Annotated in this window: 17 protein-coding genes; 7 read left to right on the top strand and 10 right to left on the bottom strand. The window is 68.5% G+C overall.

Annotated features, from left to right (window positions below; translation table 11 throughout):
- Nucleotides 1-115: 115 nt before the first annotated feature.
- The 3 genes from AB0L70_RS38925 to AB0L70_RS38915 all read right to left on the bottom strand — a co-directional run bounded on the left by AB0L70_RS38925 (nucleotide 116) and on the right by AB0L70_RS38915 (nucleotide 2,056).
- The gene (locus AB0L70_RS38925; RefSeq protein WP_363691914.1) at nucleotides 116-274 is read right to left on the bottom strand and encodes a hypothetical protein; all 159 of its coding nucleotides are present in this window, start codon (nucleotides 272-274) and stop codon (nucleotides 116-118) included.
- A 148-nt stretch (nucleotides 275-422) separates the two neighbouring features.
- Complete coding sequence (locus tag AB0L70_RS38920; protein ID WP_363691913.1) at nucleotides 423-1,640, bottom strand: DUF6596 domain-containing protein; 1,218 nt, start codon at nucleotides 1,638-1,640, stop codon at nucleotides 423-425.
- Nucleotides 1,640-2,056 (bottom strand): YciI family protein, encoded by a 417-nt coding sequence (locus tag AB0L70_RS38915; protein ID WP_363691912.1) that lies wholly within the window; start codon nucleotides 2,054-2,056, stop codon nucleotides 1,640-1,642. Before AB0L70_RS38915 ends, AB0L70_RS38920 begins: the two co-directional genes overlap by 1 nt.
- Before the next feature lie 207 nt (nucleotides 2,057-2,263).
- On the opposite strand from AB0L70_RS38915, the gene AB0L70_RS38910 reads away from it, so the two are divergent.
- Nucleotides 2,264-3,130 (top strand): GNAT family N-acetyltransferase, encoded by an 867-nt coding sequence (locus AB0L70_RS38910; RefSeq protein ID WP_363691911.1) that lies wholly within the window; start codon nucleotides 2,264-2,266, stop codon nucleotides 3,128-3,130.
- Here AB0L70_RS38910 and AB0L70_RS38905 read toward each other — a convergent pair.
- Nucleotides 3,112-4,017, bottom strand: a complete 906-nt coding sequence (locus tag AB0L70_RS38905) for a phosphotransferase (RefSeq protein WP_363691910.1) — start codon at nucleotides 4,015-4,017, stop codon at nucleotides 3,112-3,114. The two genes, AB0L70_RS38910 and AB0L70_RS38905, sit on opposite strands and share 19 nt — an antisense overlap.
- Before the next feature lie 129 nt (nucleotides 4,018-4,146).
- Here AB0L70_RS38905 and AB0L70_RS38900 point away from each other — a divergent pair, with 129 nt between their 5' ends.
- Complete coding sequence (locus AB0L70_RS38900) at nucleotides 4,147-5,604, top strand: amidase (protein WP_363691909.1); 1,458 nt, start codon at nucleotides 4,147-4,149, stop codon at nucleotides 5,602-5,604.
- Nucleotides 5,605-5,709: 105 nt separating this feature from the next.
- Nucleotides 5,710-6,276 (top strand): peptidase inhibitor family I36 protein, encoded by a 567-nt coding sequence (locus tag AB0L70_RS38895; protein ID WP_363691908.1) that lies wholly within the window; start codon nucleotides 5,710-5,712, stop codon nucleotides 6,274-6,276.
- Between the two features lie 24 nt (nucleotides 6,277-6,300).
- On the opposite strand, the gene AB0L70_RS38890 is transcribed toward AB0L70_RS38895, so the two are convergent.
- Genes AB0L70_RS38890 through AB0L70_RS38880 form a run of 3 tightly spaced genes read right to left on the bottom strand, consistent with a single transcriptional unit; the run spans nucleotide 6,301 to nucleotide 8,980 of the window.
- Nucleotides 6,301-6,999: a GntR family transcriptional regulator gene (locus tag AB0L70_RS38890; RefSeq protein ID WP_363691907.1), complete on the bottom strand. Its 699-nt coding sequence runs from the start codon at nucleotides 6,997-6,999 to the stop codon at nucleotides 6,301-6,303.
- 11 nt (nucleotides 7,000-7,010) lie between these two features.
- On the bottom strand, nucleotides 7,011-7,523 hold the full coding sequence (locus AB0L70_RS38885) for a cysteine hydrolase (RefSeq protein WP_363691906.1): 513 nt from the start codon (nucleotides 7,521-7,523) through the stop codon (nucleotides 7,011-7,013).
- Entirely contained in the window at nucleotides 7,520-8,980 is a 1,461-nt protein-coding gene (locus AB0L70_RS38880) for a cytosine permease (protein ID WP_363691905.1), read from the bottom strand. The genes AB0L70_RS38885 and AB0L70_RS38880 overlap by 4 nt, the downstream gene beginning before the upstream one ends.
- Before the next feature lie 84 nt (nucleotides 8,981-9,064).
- On the opposite strand from AB0L70_RS38880, the gene AB0L70_RS38875 reads away from it, so the two are divergent.
- The 3 genes from AB0L70_RS38875 to AB0L70_RS38865 are packed head-to-tail and all read left to right on the top strand — an operon-like array spanning nucleotide 9,065 to nucleotide 11,194.
- Nucleotides 9,065-9,910, top strand: a complete 846-nt coding sequence (locus AB0L70_RS38875) for an alpha/beta hydrolase (RefSeq protein ID WP_363691904.1) — start codon at nucleotides 9,065-9,067, stop codon at nucleotides 9,908-9,910.
- A gap of 4 nt (nucleotides 9,911-9,914) precedes the next feature.
- Entirely contained in the window at nucleotides 9,915-10,472 is a 558-nt protein-coding gene (locus AB0L70_RS38870) for an NADH-quinone oxidoreductase subunit B family protein (protein WP_363691903.1), read from the top strand.
- The gene (locus tag AB0L70_RS38865) at nucleotides 10,469-11,194 is read left to right on the top strand and encodes an NADH-quinone oxidoreductase subunit C (RefSeq protein WP_363691902.1); all 726 of its coding nucleotides are present in this window, start codon (nucleotides 10,469-10,471) and stop codon (nucleotides 11,192-11,194) included. The genes AB0L70_RS38870 and AB0L70_RS38865 overlap by 4 nt, the downstream gene beginning before the upstream one ends.
- On the opposite strand, the gene AB0L70_RS38860 is transcribed toward AB0L70_RS38865, so the two are convergent.
- Nucleotides 11,185-12,375: an NAD(P)H-binding protein gene (locus tag AB0L70_RS38860; RefSeq protein WP_363691901.1), complete on the bottom strand. Its 1,191-nt coding sequence runs from the start codon at nucleotides 12,373-12,375 to the stop codon at nucleotides 11,185-11,187. The genes AB0L70_RS38865 and AB0L70_RS38860 overlap by 10 nt on opposite strands.
- 85 nt (nucleotides 12,376-12,460) lie before the next feature.
- Here AB0L70_RS38860 and AB0L70_RS38855 point away from each other — a divergent pair, with 85 nt between their 5' ends.
- Nucleotides 12,461-13,408, top strand: a complete 948-nt coding sequence (locus AB0L70_RS38855; RefSeq protein WP_363691900.1) for a complex I subunit 1 family protein — start codon at nucleotides 12,461-12,463, stop codon at nucleotides 13,406-13,408.
- A gap of 109 nt (nucleotides 13,409-13,517) precedes the next feature.
- Here the strand turns inward: AB0L70_RS38855 and AB0L70_RS38850 are convergent, their stop codons facing one another.
- Together AB0L70_RS38850 and AB0L70_RS38845 are read right to left on the bottom strand one after the other, a co-directional pair.
- Nucleotides 13,518-13,859, bottom strand: coding sequence for a hypothetical protein (locus AB0L70_RS38850; RefSeq protein WP_363691899.1), 342 nt, complete (start codon nucleotides 13,857-13,859; stop codon nucleotides 13,518-13,520).
- Between the two features lie 47 nt (nucleotides 13,860-13,906).
- Nucleotides 13,907-14,704: a potassium channel family protein gene (locus AB0L70_RS38845; protein ID WP_363691898.1), complete on the bottom strand. Its 798-nt coding sequence runs from the start codon at nucleotides 14,702-14,704 to the stop codon at nucleotides 13,907-13,909.
- Nucleotides 14,705-14,806 lie beyond the last annotated feature (102 nt).

Raw genomic sequence — 14,806 nt, 5'->3', positions numbered from 1 at the left:
GCCTCGGTCCGGGCTGTCACCTGCTGTTCGTCGGGCACGGTGTGCTGGGCGATCGCGAGCGAGTGGGGAGAGCCGGTCGCGCCAGGGGGAGAGTGGACTGGGGGTCCTCGCGCGATCACATCGCGGGTCGGGCACGCAGCTCGGGCGGGCAAGGCACGGGAGCCTCCCGCTTGGGCTTGCGCCGGAACCAGGCCGGGCGCTGGAACTCACGCCGGAGACGGTCCTGCCGGTAGCGGATCTCGGCCTGGAGTGAGTCGGGTGAGTAGAAGAACATGATCTCTCCTCCGGGAGCTTGTCTGATGGATAGACAGTGCGCTCCTGAGGACCACCCCCACATCGGCACATATCCCTATGCCGGAGGCAACCAATGCCTTAGCGCTCACGCCCACGCGCTAGGCAACCGCAACCTGTTACGCGAGCCCCTAGGCCAGGGCGGCGGCTTTGCGTTCTAGGACTGTGCGTTCGCGTTGGTTGGTACATAGGCGGGCCGCTAACTCGAGCTCGGCGCGGGCTTCCGGTCGGCGGCCGAGGCGGGTCAGTAGTTCGCCGCGTACGGTCGGGACCAGGTGCGAGCCGGGGAGCCGATCCATGGCGATCAGCTCGTCGACAATCGCCAGGGCCTGCGCCGGGCCGGAGGCCATGGCCACGGCGACGGCACGGTTGAGTTCGACGACGGGCGAGGGTGCGACCCGGCCGAGCGCCTCGTACAGCACGACGATCCGGTCCCAGTCGGTCTCCTCGACCGAGGGCGCCGACGCGTGGGCGGCTGCGATCGCGGCCTGCAGACCGTAGGGCCCGAGACCGCGGGGCGAGGCCTTGACCAGTGCGGCCATCCCACGGCGAATCGCGGAGTAGTCCCACCGCTGCCGGTCCTGGTCCTCCAGCAGGACCGGCGTGCCGTCCGGGCCGGTCCGAGCCGGGAAGCGCGCGGCCGTCAGTTCGCACAACGCGAGCAGACCGTGCACCTCCGGCTCGTCCGGTTGCAGCGCAGCCAACGTGCGGGCCAGTCGGATCGCCTCGTACGCAAGGTCCCGCCGTACAAGCCGATCGCCCGACGTTGCGGTCGACCCCTCGGTGAAGATCACGTAGATGACGCTGAGTACGCCGCCCAACCGCTCCCGGCGCTCGGCCGCCGCCGGCAGCTCGAACGGGACCCCGGCCGCCGCGATCGTCTTCTTGCCCCGGGTGATGCGAGCCTGCACGGTCGGCACTGACACGAGGAACGCGCGGGCGATCTCCTCGCTCGACAGGCCGCCGACCACGCGCAAGGTCAGCGCCACCCGGGCCTCGCGGGAGAGCACCGGGTGGCAGCTGATGAACATCAACGCCAGTACGTCGTCGTCGATCCGGTTGGGGTCGATCTCGTCCTCGACCACCGCCGGGGCGGCCGCCATCAGGGCGTACTTGTCTTTCAGGTTGGTCCGGCGGCGGATCGCGTCGATCGCCCGCCGCCGGGCCGTAGCCATCAGCCAGCCGGCCGGATCGGCCGGGGCAGTGTGCGGCCAGGACACCAGCGCCTCGGCCACCGCCTCCTGGGCCGCATCCTCGGCCAACCCGAAATCCCCGGTGAACCGGGTCAGCGCGGCAACGATCCGCGCCGACTCGATCCGCCAGACCGCCTCGACGTCGGCCGTATCCATCAGTTCTGGCCGCGGCTGTCCGGCCGGGCGCCTTCCTTGGCGAACTCCCCGCTCTGGTCCGGGACCTCGTCCTCCTCGGGCACCCGCCGGACCTCGATCTTGGTCCCCGCCACCGCCGGGACCCGCTTGGCCCACTCGACCGCCTCCTGCTTCGAGGCGACGTCGAGCAGGAAGAAGCCGCCGAACAGTTCCTTGGTCTCGCCGTACGGGCCGTCCGTCACCACCGGCGCCTCGTCGCCGAAGTGCACCACGACGCCAAGGCTCGGGTCGTCCAGTCCTTCGGCCCCGAGGTACACGCCGGCCTTGTCGGCCTCCTCGAGGAACGTGCGGGTCGCGGCCATCAACTCCTGGACGTTCGCCATCATCGCCGCGTTCGACTCGTCGGTGCCCCGCATGATCAGCATGTACTTCGACATTTCGCGTTCTCCTCGTCCGACGGGACCGCTTCTCGGCCCGCGCACCCTCAGGTCGAACGGTCCGCCCACGGATCGACAAGCCGTTCCAAAAACTTTCCGCCGCGCCGATCTTCGGGCAAATGTACCGGTCACCGATGGAGCCGGACGCGCGTCTGGGGCGGTGAAAACTATGTGCGGTGGCGCGGCAAGGTGGAGTTAGATCGGGGCGTGTCGATCACACTGCAGACTGCGACCCCTGGCTCGTTGGACGAGGTTGTCGAGGCGGTGGCGTCCTGGCAGCAGGAGGGCGGGCCGGTCCAGCTTCACTCGGGTGACCTGGGATGGAAGTGGCGCTTCGGCGCGGAGGCGATGGCCGAGGGCGTTCGGGTGTGGCGTCGTGACCGGGAGATCCTGGCGGTTGGTCTCGTGGACGGTGTGGGGCTGATCCGGATGGCGATCGCACCGAGCGTCGATCTCGACGAACCGTTCGCCGACCAGCTTCTGGCTGATCTGTCGGACCCGGAGCGTGGGGTGCTGCCCGCCGGCCCGGCGAGTGTCGAAGCTCGCGCCGGCACCGCGTTTCGAGAGCTGCTGAGTCAACGCGGTTGGACCGCGGACGAGTCGTGGACACCGCTGTGGCGCGATCTCACCGACAAGGTGGAGGACCACGGTCTCCGGATCGAGGTCGTCGATGCGCAGACCGCTGCGGTACGGGTCGCCGTCAACAAAGCCGCGTTCCCCAACTCGACGTTCACCCTCGAGCGCTGGCACGTGATGGCCGCGGCCTCGCCGTACCGCCGGGCTCGGTGCTTGATCGGGTACGACGCGGACGACACCGCGGTCGCCGGGGCCACGGTGTGGTCGGCCGGGGCTGGACGACCGGGCCTGCTGGAGCCGTTGGGTGTCCACAAGGACCACCGCGGCCACCGGTACGGCACCGCGATCTCCCTGGCGGCGGCCGCCGCGTTGCGGGAGCTGGGCTCGTCCAGCGCAACCGTATGCACACCGACGAGCAACGTCGCCGGCGTAGCCGCCTACGCCTCGGCCGGCTACCACAAACTCCCAGCCGTCACCGACTACCGTCGCCCAAGCTGAGGGGTTGTGTAGCGGGCGATTACGTCTACGCAGCGCTGGAACTGGGCCGGTGTCGCAGGGTTCTTCCAGGCGAGCATTTCGAGGATCCAGTCGATGGCGAAGGCCGGCGTGAGGCCCGCGGCTGCGGTCTCGGGATCGGAGACTCGTGCGTACCCGCGGTGCAGTAGGTCCGCGCGATCGTTCAAGGGTGCGCCGGCGGACACCTCCCAGCGGGCGAGGTCGAAGGCCGGCGACGCGGGACCGGCGAACTCCCAGTCGATGACGCCGACGACCGTACCGTCGTGGATCAGGAGATTCTTGGGCAGAAAGTCGCCCTGGGCGAGCCATAGCGGGGGCGCCGTGCGGGTCATGATCTCGTGGCGCAAGAAGTCAGCACCACGCTCGACGACGGCGGCTGCTTCTGGGTTGAGCGTCTCCGCGACGATGCGCGTGATCCTGGCGACCGCAGGTTCGTCGGGCAGCCGCAGCTCGTGGTGAATGCCGGCGTCCGGAGCCACGCTGTGTACGCGCGCCAGAATCTCACCGGCGTCCAGGGTCAACCGCTCGACGTCAGCGGCAGGCAGCTCGCCGATCAGCTCCGCGAAGGACCGTCCCGGCAGGAACTCCTGGATCGAGAAGGACAGCAGTTCGCCGTCGTGATCGAGATGCTCGAGGCCAAGCACCTCCGCCGTCGGAACGCCTGCCGCACGCGCCTGCGTCATGAGCTGCGCCTCGTCGATGAACCACGGCGTACTCTGCCGCGCGATCCGGACGACAACAGCGACCCCGCGACCAAGCTCAGCGCGGTACGTCTCGTTCATCCCGCCACCGGCAAGAGGAACCAGACACTCGACCTCGCGGCCACAAACCGACCGCACCACCAAGTCGACAACCGCCCGAGACGTCATAACCATCACCCAAGTCTCACCCAACCCCCCGCCCCAAGCACCTGCATTTCCGTCCCTGTGCGCAGCTCGGGCGGCCTGGCGCAAATCGGCATTTTATGGCCTCGACGTGGTGCCTTTACGGTCGATTTCATGGTTATGGAGAGGGAGTTTCAGGCGGCCGAGGAGCTCGTGGCCGCGTTGCGTGTTGGTGAAGTGACGTCGGTGGAACTGACCGAGGAGGCGATCGCTCGGATCGAGCGCGAAGACAAGGTGATCAACGCGATCTGTGTTCGGGACTTCGACCGGGCGCGGGCCGCCGCGGGTGATGCCGACCGGGCGCGGGCGCGTGGTGAGGACCGGCCGCTGCTCGGTATTCCGGTGACGGTCAAGGAGTCCTACGACATTGCCGGACTGCCCACGACCTGGGGTATTCCGCAGTACCGGGACTATGTGCCACCGGAAGACGCCGTACAGGTCTCGCGGCTCAAGGCGGCCGGCGCGGTGCTGCTCGGGAAGACCAATGTGCCGTTGGGCCTGCAGGGTCTGCAGAGTTCCAACCAGATCTACGGCACCACCAACAACCCGTGGGATCACGGACGCACCTCGGGCGGGTCGTCCGGCGGGTCGGCGGCGGCACTGGCGTGCGGATTCGGCGCGCTGTCGATCGGTTCCGACATCGCCGGCTCGCTGCGTACCCCCGCACACTTCTGCGGCATCTACGCACACAAACCGACCCGCGGCCTGGCAGACGGCCGCGGCATGACCCCGCCGCCCGGGCCGGCTTTGCCGTGCGAGCCCGACCTCGCCGTCGTGGGCCCGATGGCACGGACCGCCCGCGACCTCACCCTCCTGCTCGACGTCATGGCCGGACCGGACCCGCTGACCCTCGGCGTCGCTTACCACCTGACACTGCCACCGGCGCGCCACGAAACGCTCCGCGACTTCCGGGTCCTGGTCCTCGACGAGCATCCGCTCATCCCGACCGGGTCCGCCGTACGGGCCGGCGTCGACCGCGTGGCCGCGGCCCTGGCCGACGGCGGCGCCCACGTCGAACGGCACAGTCTGCTGCTGCCCGACCTCACCGAGGCCGCGACGATCTACACGCAACTGCTGATCTCCAGCTCCCCGGCGCGCTTCCCCACCGAATCGCTCGAGCAGCTACGGACCCGCGCCGCCGAACTACCCGCCGACGACCAGAGCCTCGAAGCCACCCGGCTACGCGCGCTGGAATTCAGCCACCACGACTGGATGGCAGCAGACAACCGCCGCGAACTCCACCGGCACGGCTGGCGGCAACTGTTCGCCGAATTCGACGTCGTGGTCTGCCCGGTCACACCGACGCCCGCGTTCCCGCACGACCACACCCCCGACCTGCTGGCACGACGGATCGACATCGACGGCGTCGACTACCCCGACCTCGACCAGCTCGTCTGGGCCGGCCTGGCCACCATGCCCGGCCTCCCCGCCACCGCCATCCCCGCGGGCCTGTCCCCCGAGGGACTACCGGTCGGCGTGCAACTCATCGGCCCGATGTTCGAGGACCGCACCCCGCTACGGCTGGCCGAACTCCTCGAACAGAAACTCGGCGGCTTCCAACCACCCAAGTAGTGCACACCACCGCGTGCCCGTCAGCGCTTCGTCAGCGGCTCGTCAGTGGCGATCGGCAGCGTAGGTGTCTGTGTTCGACACCGAATCGAGAAGGGGAGAACAGATATGCGCAAGCTGATCGTGGCCCTGGCGACGCTGGCCTCTGTGGCTGGGCTGGCGTTCGCGGCGGGTGGGCCGGCTCAGGCGGAGGGCTCGGTGAATCCGTTCGCCGACCAGGCGCGGGCCGCGGGGTTGTCCATGGACCAAGCGCGGACCTTGCAGGCGAACGTCGATCGCGAGCTCGCGGCGAGTGGTGGCAAGCAGGTCGCCGCGAACAAGATCGAGTGGGCCGGCGGCGAGACGCTCGTACCGTTGCCCGGCGAGGCGACTGTCCGGGACCTGACGGCAGCCGCGCGACCGACGTACAACCGGTGCCCGTACTTGTACCTGTGCACCTTCTACGGCACGAACTTCACCGGCACGATGCACCTGATGAAGGAATGCCGGGAGTACTCCGACGAGACCTACACGCAGTCCTTCCACTCCTGGATCAACAACCAGTCCAACGGCACCAAAGCCCAGTTCCGGAACTGGGCCCACAACACGATCCTCACCACCGGCCTGCCGTTGAGCTATGACAAGGATTCCGATTGGCTCGGCGACTACACCGATTTCTTCAAACCCTGCAACTAGTGTCCCGTAAGCGACACTAGAGGCCTAGGTGCCGTACGAGAGGTTCAGTTCGAAGTGTTCGGGGTCGAGTAGTTCGTCGGCGTGTTCGGCGAAGCGTTCGTCGGCGGTCCAGCTGGTTCGGGTGGTGTGGAGGAACCAGCCGCCGTGGGGGCGGCCGAGGAGGGTGGCTTCGGGTGGGGTGAGGGGGCGGCCGCGGAGGCGTTGTTCGCAGTGGTCGAGGTAGAGGCCGGCGCGGTTCAGGGTCGTGCTGATCGAGCCGCGGTCGAGCCCGCGTTCGGGGAGGTCGCGGAGCGAGGTGATCGCCGGGATCCGGCTGCGCTCTAGGGAGATCGCCGTACCGTCGGCAAGTTGCCGGACCCGCTCGATCACGATCACCTCGGGGGAGTCGAGGCCGGCCACGGACGCCAGGTCCGGCTCGCGGACGAGCTCGATCCGGATGGTCCGCATCCGGGTCTCGATGCCCTGCTCAGACAGGGCATGCGTCCACCCGAGACGCCCGTCCAACGGCCGCCCGTCGAACAAGACGAACGACCCCTTCCCGGTCCGGGTGGTGATCAACTCGTCCTCAGCCAGTACGGCGAGAGCCGCACGGACCGTATTCCGGCTGACCGAGAATCGCCGCGCCAGTTCGACCTCCCCAGGCAGTTGCGCACCACGCCGTACGACGCCCGAACGGATCTCCCGGCCGAGGACCGCCGCGATCCGCTCGTGCTTCAGCGTCATGTTTCGCATGATCACAACTGGTCGATGCCGACGATCTCCAGCATCGGTGCGTACAGCCGCATGATGTCGATCGCCTTGCGATGGTTGTCGTCGGTCGAGCCGGCGCAGGCCTCCTCGACCACCTGGACGCGGATGCCGGCGTCGACCGCGGCGAGGGCCGTGCTGATCACACAGCAATCCGTGGTCACACCGGCGAGCACCAACCGCGCACCCGCCCGGGCCGCGAGCTCAGGACCCCAGGCGCCGAAGGTGGTCTTGTCCAGAGTTCGAGCTCCCTTGAACTCGTCGACGAGCTGGTAGTCGTCCGCGTCCGGCGGCTGCAGCGCGAACGGGAACTCCTCGTAGTAAGGCACCCAGGCACCGGTCGGTTTCGCCGGCGCCACGAACCGGGTGAACACGACGTCCGGTGTGAAGAGCTCGATCAGCCGCTTGGTCGGCTCGATCACCCGGTCGAACTCCGGCGTGGCCCAGCCGGACTTCGGGTCGGCGAAGATCCGCTGCAGATCGATCAGGGCCAACGTCATCGGGCGATCGTCTCCTGCTCACGGACGGCGGCAACTCCGGCGAACCGCTGTACGACGAATCCGGCCACGAGCGCGACCAGTACGCCGAGATTCGCGAAGGCCCACGAGCCTTCCTTCCCACCGAGCCCGAGCGGCCCGAGCAGGTACCCCTGCCAGGTCAGCCAGTCCGCCAGCGTGTTCGTGACCAGACCCCAGCCGATGCCGGTGGCAACGATCATCGTGATCACCGGCAGCCACCGGATGTCGCCGTACCGGCCGGTCGGGGTGTAGAGGTCGCTGTCGGCGTAGTCGCGCCGGCGGCTCGCGATGTCGGCCAGCATGATGCCGCACCACGCGGCGATCGGGACCCCGAGCGTGATCAGGAAGCCCTGGAACTGGCCGAGGAACTCGCCGCCGTAGAAGACCACGTAGACGGTCCCGGCGATCATCACGAGCCCGTCGACGAAGGCCGCGACGTACCGCTTGACCGGCAGACCGAGCGACAGCAACGCCAGACCGGACGAGTAGATGTCGAGGACCGCGCCGCCGACCAGGCCGAGTACGGCGACGATCACGAACGGGACCAGGAACCAGGTCGGCAACGCCCCGGCCAGCGCCCCGATCGGGTCGGCCCCGATCGCCTTGCTCAGGTCCGCCGACGAGCCCGCCAGCAAGAGGCCGAAGATGAGCAGTACGACGGGAGCCACCGACCCGGCGAACGTCGTCCAGCCGACCACCCCACTGCTCGACGCCCGCCGCGGCAGGTAGCGGGAGTAGTCCGCGGCCGCGTTCACCCAACCGAGCCCGAAGCCCGTCATCAGGAACACCAGCGCACCGATCACCGCCTGGGTCGAACCGCTCGGCAGCGCGGACACCGTGCTCCAGTGGATGTGGTCGGCAACCAAGATGATGTAGACGACCGTGAGTACGCCGGTGACGATCGTGATCACGGTCTGCGCCCGCATGATCAGGTCGAACCCGAGCACCCCGCAGGCCACGATCAGTACGCCGACAACGACCAGCGCGACCACCTTCGTCACGTTGCCACCGCCCCAGCCGAGGCGCTCGAACACGGTCGCGGTCGCCAGCGTCGCGAGGATCGTCAGCACGGTCTCCCAGCCGACCGTCAGCAACCACGACACCAGCGACGGGAGTTTGTTGCCCCGGACACCGAACGCGGCCCGGCTGAGCACCATCGTCGGCGCCGAACCGCGCTTACCGGCCAGTGCGATCAGCCCGCAGAGCAGGAACGAGAAGACGACCCCGATCAGCCCGGCGATCACCGCCTGCCAGAACGAGATCCCGAAGCCGAGCGCGAACGCGCCGTAGCTCAGACCCAGCACGGAGACGTTCGCCCCGAACCAGGGCCAGAACAGGTCACTCGGCTTGCCCTTGCGATCCGCGTCCGCGATCACGTTCAGCCCGTTGCTCTCCACTGCGAGCGCGCGGGTCTGCTGCCCCTCGAGCTGGTCGGCCATGGCGTCTCCCCACCAAGAATGGACCTGTTCAGTCCTGTTCAATCACGGTAGGCCCGGGCCGGGTCGTGGTCAACAATGAATTTCATGCTGAGCGAAGCGGTGGACGGGTTCCGATTGGCGTACGACCGGGCCGGCGAGGGACCGGCGGTGATCCTGCTGCACGGCTGGCCGGGGGACCGCACCGACTACCGCCTGCTCGCACCGATGCTGGTCGAGCACGGGGTCGAGGTGGTGGTGCCCGACCTGCGGGGGTTCGGCGAGTCGGACCGGTTCTCCGCAGACCCTTCGCAGTACGGCGTTGCCGCGCAAGGGCGGAGCGTGGTTGCCCTGATGGAGGAGCTCGGGCTCGAGCGTCCGGTGCTCGCCGGGTACGACGTCGGCAGCCGGATCGCGCAAGGGATCGCGCGGTCGCGGCCCGAGCTGATCGAAGGGATCGTCGTCGCGCCGCCACTGCCGGGGATCGGGAAGCGTGTGTTCTCCGAGCATGCGCAGGCGGAGTTCTGGTACCAGGCGTTCCATCGGCTGCCGGTGATCGAGGAGCTGATCGATGGGAAGCCCGACGCGGTTCGCGCCTATCTGAAGCACTTCTGGACGCACTGGTCCGGGCCTGGATTCGAGCCGGAGCTGGATCATCTGGTCGAGCTGTACTCACGGCCGGGGGCGTTCACGGCATCGATCAACTGGTACCGGGCGGGTGCGGGGTCGGTGGCTACGTCGGCGGCCGAGTCGGCGCCGGCGTCGTACGACCGGATCAGTGTGCCGACGGTGGTGCTGTGGCCGGAGTTCGATCCGCTGTTCCCGCGGATGTGGTCGGACCGCATCGACGACTTCTTCAGCGACGTACGGCTCCGGCTGGTCGACGGCGTCGGGCACTTCGCCCCGCTGGAATACCCGGAGATCCTCGCCGAAGAGATTGTCGGACTAGGCTGAGCGCATGTCCGAGACGGAGCTGGGGATGCCGACCGTGCGGCCGGCTGTTGGTGCGCTGGCCAAACTCGCTCCCGAGCCGGTCCGGTATCTGCTGAACTGGGGCCGGAAGTACTCGCTCTGGGTGTTCAACTTCGGGCTGGCGTGCTGCGCGATCGAGTTCATCGCGGCGTCGATGGGCCGGCACGACTTCATCCGGCTGGGCGTGATCCCGTTCGCGCCCGGGCCGCGGCAGGCCGACCTGATGGTGGTGTCGGGCACCGTGACGGACAAGATGGCGCCGGCGATCAAGCGGCTCTACGACCAGATGCCGGAGCCGAAGTACGTGATCTCGTTCGGCTCCTGCTCGAACTCCGGCGGCCCGTACTGGGACTCGTACTGCGTGACCAAAGGCGTCGACCAGATCATCCCGGTCGACGTGTACGTGCCCGGCTGCCCGCCGCGGCCGGAGGCGCTGCTGCAGGGGATCCTCAAGCTGCAGGAGAAGATCGCCGGCGAGGACATGACGTCGCGGTACGACGAGCCGTCCGCGGCGGCGCTGAACCGCGGCCTGGTGACGCCTTGAGTGATGACGCCCTGAATGCGCTGACCGGCGCCGGGATCGCCGCGACATCCGTGGACAGCTTCGGTCCGGCGGTGATCGACGTACCTGCGGAGTCGTGGGTGGCGGCGCACGAAGTACTGCGGGACGCGGTCGGCTTCACGTTCTTCGACTTCCTGAGCGCTTCGGACGAGCTCACCGATGGGTTCCGGGTCGTGTCGCATCTCGCGGACTTCTGGGGCGGGTCGCATGTCGACCATCTGCTCGTTCGCACGCTGATTCCGCGCGATCAACCGACGTTGGCGACGCTGTCCGAGTTGTACGCCGGTGCCAACTGGCATGAGCGTGAGACCTTCGAGATGTTCGGGATCAGCTTCGAGGGGCATCCGAATCTGATCCCGCTGCTGCTTCCCGATGGGTTTGAGGGCAACCCGCTCCGCAAGGAGTTCATCCTCGCCGCGCGGGTCGCCAAGCCCTGGCCCGGCGCGAAGGAGCCGGGCGAGTCCGACCACGCTCCCGCGGGCGCGCCGAGCCGCCGCCGAACCCTCCCGCCTGGCGTCCCCGATCCTGAAACCTGGGGGCCCCGCGCACCCGGCTCCCCGGATCCGGATCCTCTCGCGCCAGCCCAGGCCGCAGCCACGCCAGCCCGCCCTCGCCGCGCCGGAGCAGAACGCCGTACCCGCAAACAAGCCGAGCCCCCGCCGCCCAGCGAGCCCTCACCGGCGGCTGATCCGCCTCAGGAGTGAGGCGGGGTGTAGTTGAAGACCTCTTCGCGGGTGATCTGGCCGGACTCCACCGTGCACAGGGAGAGCTTGGTGACCTGTGAACGCTGGCCTGTCGCGGTGTCGCGCTGGTCGAAGGTGAAGCGGACCGCGAACCGGTCGTCGGACAGCAGCGGTCCGAGGATGTCGACACCCAGGATCTCGCGGCCGACCATCGCCCGGCGCGCGTTCTCCAGGACGGCCTGGACCCCCTTGACCTCGACCTCGTTCCCATCGGTCTCGAGTGGTGCCACGCGAACCGAGTCGGTCGCGGCCAGCGCCAGCGCCTCGTCGACGCGTCCGGCGGTCAGGGCAGCGACGTACCGGTCCGCGACCTCGGCGGTCGACAGCCGCCGGAACTCGTCCGCATGCTCCTCGGCCCAGTCCGCGAACGTGAGCGCCGGGCGGCCCGTGAGTTGGGTGACCGTGTTCGTGACGGGCTCGGGGTTGTCGACGAGCGAGGCCCAGTAAGTGACGGCGCTGTCGGCGACCGCCTGGTCGGCGCCTTGGTCGAGCATCGCCTGGCGCGCCTCGTCGCCGGACAGTCCTTCGACGCGCATGTCCTTGCCGACGGCGCGCGCGATCGTCTCGACCTGGGCGGCCTGTGTGAGTACCTCTGGGCCGGTCAGCTCGTAGGTCTGGCCGATGTGGTGGTCGTCCAGTAGCGCGAGTACGGCGACCGCCGCGATGTCCCGCTCGTGGATCAGTGACCGCCCGGCCTCGGGATACGGCAGCCGGACGACATCACCGTCGCGAAACTCCCGGGCCCATCCCTGTGCATTCACCGCGAACCCGCCGGGCCTGATGAACGTCCAGTCCTTGTCCGCCTTCCGCAGTAGCTCCTCGACGTCTCCCCAGACCCCGCCCGACGACGCGTTCAGCGACGACAGGTAGACGACCCGCCGGGGCAACTCCGGCACGATGTCCTCGGCCCCGGCGGCATCGAACGACGGCCACAGCAGGAACGCCGCATCCACCTCCGCCGCAGCACGTCGTACGGCGTCCACGTCGTAGAGGTCACCCTGGATCAGTTCGACGTCGGGCGGGGGGCCGGCGAGGTTCGGCGTACGGACGAGGGCGCGGACGGTCACGCCCGCGGCGCGCAGCCCGGCCACGACGTGCCGGCCGACGCGTCCGGTGGCTCCAGTGACAAGAACGGTGGTCATCTGAGTCTCCTCGAGATCGGTGTCGCGACCCACCTTTCGACCTCAACGGCGGTTCAGGTCAAGCCGGACTCGATAGGGTGCGGTCATGCTGGAGTTCGTGGTGCGGGTGGTGGGCGTCCTGGTCGCCTTCCTGGTGGCGCCGTTGCTGGTCGGTCAGGCCGAGCACAAGGTGATGGCGCACATGCAGTCGCGACTCGGCCCGATGTACGCCGGTGCGTTCCACGGCTGGGCGCAGTTGGTCGCGGACGGCGTGAAGTTCGTGCAGAAGGAGAGCGTGGTCCCGGCCGCCGCCGACAGGCGTGTCTTCGAGTGGGCGCCGATCGTCGCGCTGCTGCCCTATCTGGCCGCGCTTGCTGCGATCCCGCTCGCGCCGGGGATCGTCGCGGCGGACCTCGACTCCGGGCTGTTCTTCGTGCTCGCGGTGATGAGCATCGGGGTGCTCGGCTCGTTGATGGCGGGGTGGGCGAGCGGGAACAAGTACAGCCTGCTCGGCGGGCTGCGGGTCGCGGCGCAACTGATGAGCTACGAGCTCCCGTTCGTCCTCGCCGCAGCGAGTGTCGCGGTCGCCGCCGGTTCGCTCAGCCTGACCGAGATCGGCCACGCCTGGAATCCTTGGTGGCTGCTCTGGCAGCTGCCCGGGATGATCGTGTTCTTCATCGCCGGCCTGGCCGAGCTGCAGCGGCCGCCGTTCGACATGCCGGTCGCGGACTCCGAGGTCATTTTCGGCCCGTACACCGAGTACACCGGCCTCCGGTTCGCGCTGTTCCTGCTCGCCGAGTACGCCGGGATCGTCATCCTCGCCGCCTTGACCTCAGTCCTCTTCCTCGGCGGCTGGAGCGGCCCGGGCCCGGAGTCGATCGGCTGGATCTGGTCAATCGTGAAGATCGCGTTCGTCTCGGTCCTGGTCATCTGGGTCCGAGTCTCGTTCCCCCGTCTCCGCGCCGACCAGCTCCAGAAGCTCGCCTGGCAAGGCCTGGTCCCGGTGGCGCTCGCCCAACTAGCCCTCACCGGCATCGGCGTCACCGTTTTCTAGGTCGGACCTGCACCACTCACCAAAGCCGCTGGGTTCACCGCCGAGCAGACGAGCTGAGCGCGCGTCCCGATCCGTCGGGCCAGTTAGTGAGTGACGGGCGTCCGCGCTTCTAGTCCAGCACGACCATCAGGGCTTCGAAGCCGGTCGAGGTGTGGCTGGAGTGGCCGAAGCCGGTGGTGTCCTCGACCAGGAGGACATCACCCGGCTTGGCCGAGACCGTTTCGGTGGAGGTGATGACGTCGCAGTGGCCGGACAGCATGACCACCAGGCGGCGGCCGGCTTCCGGCTGTTCGGGGTGACCGCCGGGTCCCGTCGTGCGGACGACCATCGCCGCCGACGCGCGCAGTGGGGCCGCCGCGCTCAGATCGCCCGGTACCTCGGGCCCGAACTCAAGCTTCCAGTCCTCGAACCGTGCGATTCCGTCGTCGCCTGCGTACAACCTTTTCAACATACGCACCATTACGCACCAGATCCCTGGCCGGTTCCTAGGACGTGGCTCTATGGTCGAAGCCGGGTTGCCGCGGAGGGCTCTGGCGTGGGATCGGTGTGGACAGGTGGCTCGGGACTCGCTTGATCTTCAGGTGTGTGGGCCACCTCGGTGCGCAACGCTCGTACCTCGATGGTGAGGGCCAGGATTTGTCGGCGGAGGTCTGATTCGTCACGTTCCTCGCGGGCGACGTGTTCGACGAACCAAGAGGCCAGGGCGGCAGTTACGACGCCGAGTAGCGCGATCCCGCCGAGCATCAGCCCGACGCCGGCGATGCGGCCCGCGTTCGTCGTCGGGTAGCGGTCGCCGTACCCGACTGTGGTGATGGTCGTGACGGCCCACCACGACGCATCTCCGAAGGTCCTTATGTTCGCGTCCGGTCGTGAGCGCTCCGCGTCCAGCACCGCGACTGCGGTTGTGAATCCCAGCAGCCCAACACCGGCGACCACGTAGACCATCGCTCGCCCACGCAGGGAGGACTCGGCGCGACGGTTGAGCCGAGTCAGCGCAGTCACGACCCGCAGCGCCCGCAACGGGCGGAGCAGCGGCAGTGCCAGCACCAACAGGTCGACGATGTGCGTCCGCAGGAAGACCACACGACGCCGTACGAGGGCCAGTCGCAGCAGGAAGTCGCCGGCGAAGATGACCCAGATCGCAACCGTCACGATCGAGCACGCTCGCCGAAGCGCGTCAGGCATATCAGGCTCGAGCACCGGCCACGCGTAGGCGGCCAGAAACACCCCAGCAGCCAAGGTCAACGGCCACTCAGCACGCCGCTCGTACCGCTCGACGAACGCATCCCTTCCCATCGAACTCCCCCCGACCACCCACATCGCCCATCGACCACGGCGTGTTACGCAACCCAGTTCGTGTGACCCGCCACCGACTGCCAACGATCTCAGCGTGCACGG

Source organism: Kribbella sp. NPDC051952 (genome assembly GCF_040680855.1).
Classification (GTDB): Bacteria; Actinomycetota; Actinomycetes; order Propionibacteriales; family Kribbellaceae; genus Kribbella.
The sequence above is the reverse complement of the archived record's forward strand: the minus strand, read 5'-3'. Positions and strand labels throughout refer to the sequence as shown.

Coding starts and splice junctions, on each gene's coding strand:
- AB0L70_RS38925 (WP_363691914.1), bottom strand. CDS start 274: ATGTTCTTCTACTCACCCGACTCACTCCAGGCCGAGATCCGCTACCGG.
- AB0L70_RS38920 (WP_363691913.1), bottom strand. CDS start 1,640: ATGGATACGGCCGACGTCGAGGCGGTCTGGCGGATCGAGTCGGCGCGG.
- AB0L70_RS38915 (WP_363691912.1), bottom strand. CDS start 2,056: ATGTCGAAGTACATGCTGATCATGCGGGGCACCGACGAGTCGAACGCG.
- AB0L70_RS38905 (WP_363691910.1), bottom strand. CDS start 4,017: ATGACGTCTCGGGCGGTTGTCGACTTGGTGGTGCGGTCGGTTTGTGGC.
- AB0L70_RS38900 (WP_363691909.1), top strand. CDS start 4,147: ATGGTTATGGAGAGGGAGTTTCAGGCGGCCGAGGAGCTCGTGGCCGCG.
- AB0L70_RS38895 (WP_363691908.1), top strand. CDS start 5,710: ATGCGCAAGCTGATCGTGGCCCTGGCGACGCTGGCCTCTGTGGCTGGG.
- AB0L70_RS38890 (WP_363691907.1), bottom strand. CDS start 6,999: ATGACGCTGAAGCACGAGCGGATCGCGGCGGTCCTCGGCCGGGAGATC.
- AB0L70_RS38885 (WP_363691906.1), bottom strand. CDS start 7,523: ATGACGTTGGCCCTGATCGATCTGCAGCGGATCTTCGCCGACCCGAAG.
- AB0L70_RS38880 (WP_363691905.1), bottom strand. CDS start 8,980: ATGGCCGACCAGCTCGAGGGGCAGCAGACCCGCGCGCTCGCAGTGGAG.
- AB0L70_RS38875 (WP_363691904.1), top strand. CDS start 9,065: ATGCTGAGCGAAGCGGTGGACGGGTTCCGATTGGCGTACGACCGGGCC.
- AB0L70_RS38870 (WP_363691903.1), top strand. CDS start 9,915: ATGTCCGAGACGGAGCTGGGGATGCCGACCGTGCGGCCGGCTGTTGGT.
- AB0L70_RS38860 (WP_363691901.1), bottom strand. CDS start 12,375: ATGACCACCGTTCTTGTCACTGGAGCCACCGGACGCGTCGGCCGGCAC.
- AB0L70_RS38855 (WP_363691900.1), top strand. CDS start 12,461: ATGCTGGAGTTCGTGGTGCGGGTGGTGGGCGTCCTGGTCGCCTTCCTG.
- AB0L70_RS38850 (WP_363691899.1), bottom strand. CDS start 13,859: ATGTTGAAAAGGTTGTACGCAGGCGACGACGGAATCGCACGGTTCGAG.
- AB0L70_RS38845 (WP_363691898.1), bottom strand. CDS start 14,704: ATGGGAAGGGATGCGTTCGTCGAGCGGTACGAGCGGCGTGCTGAGTGG.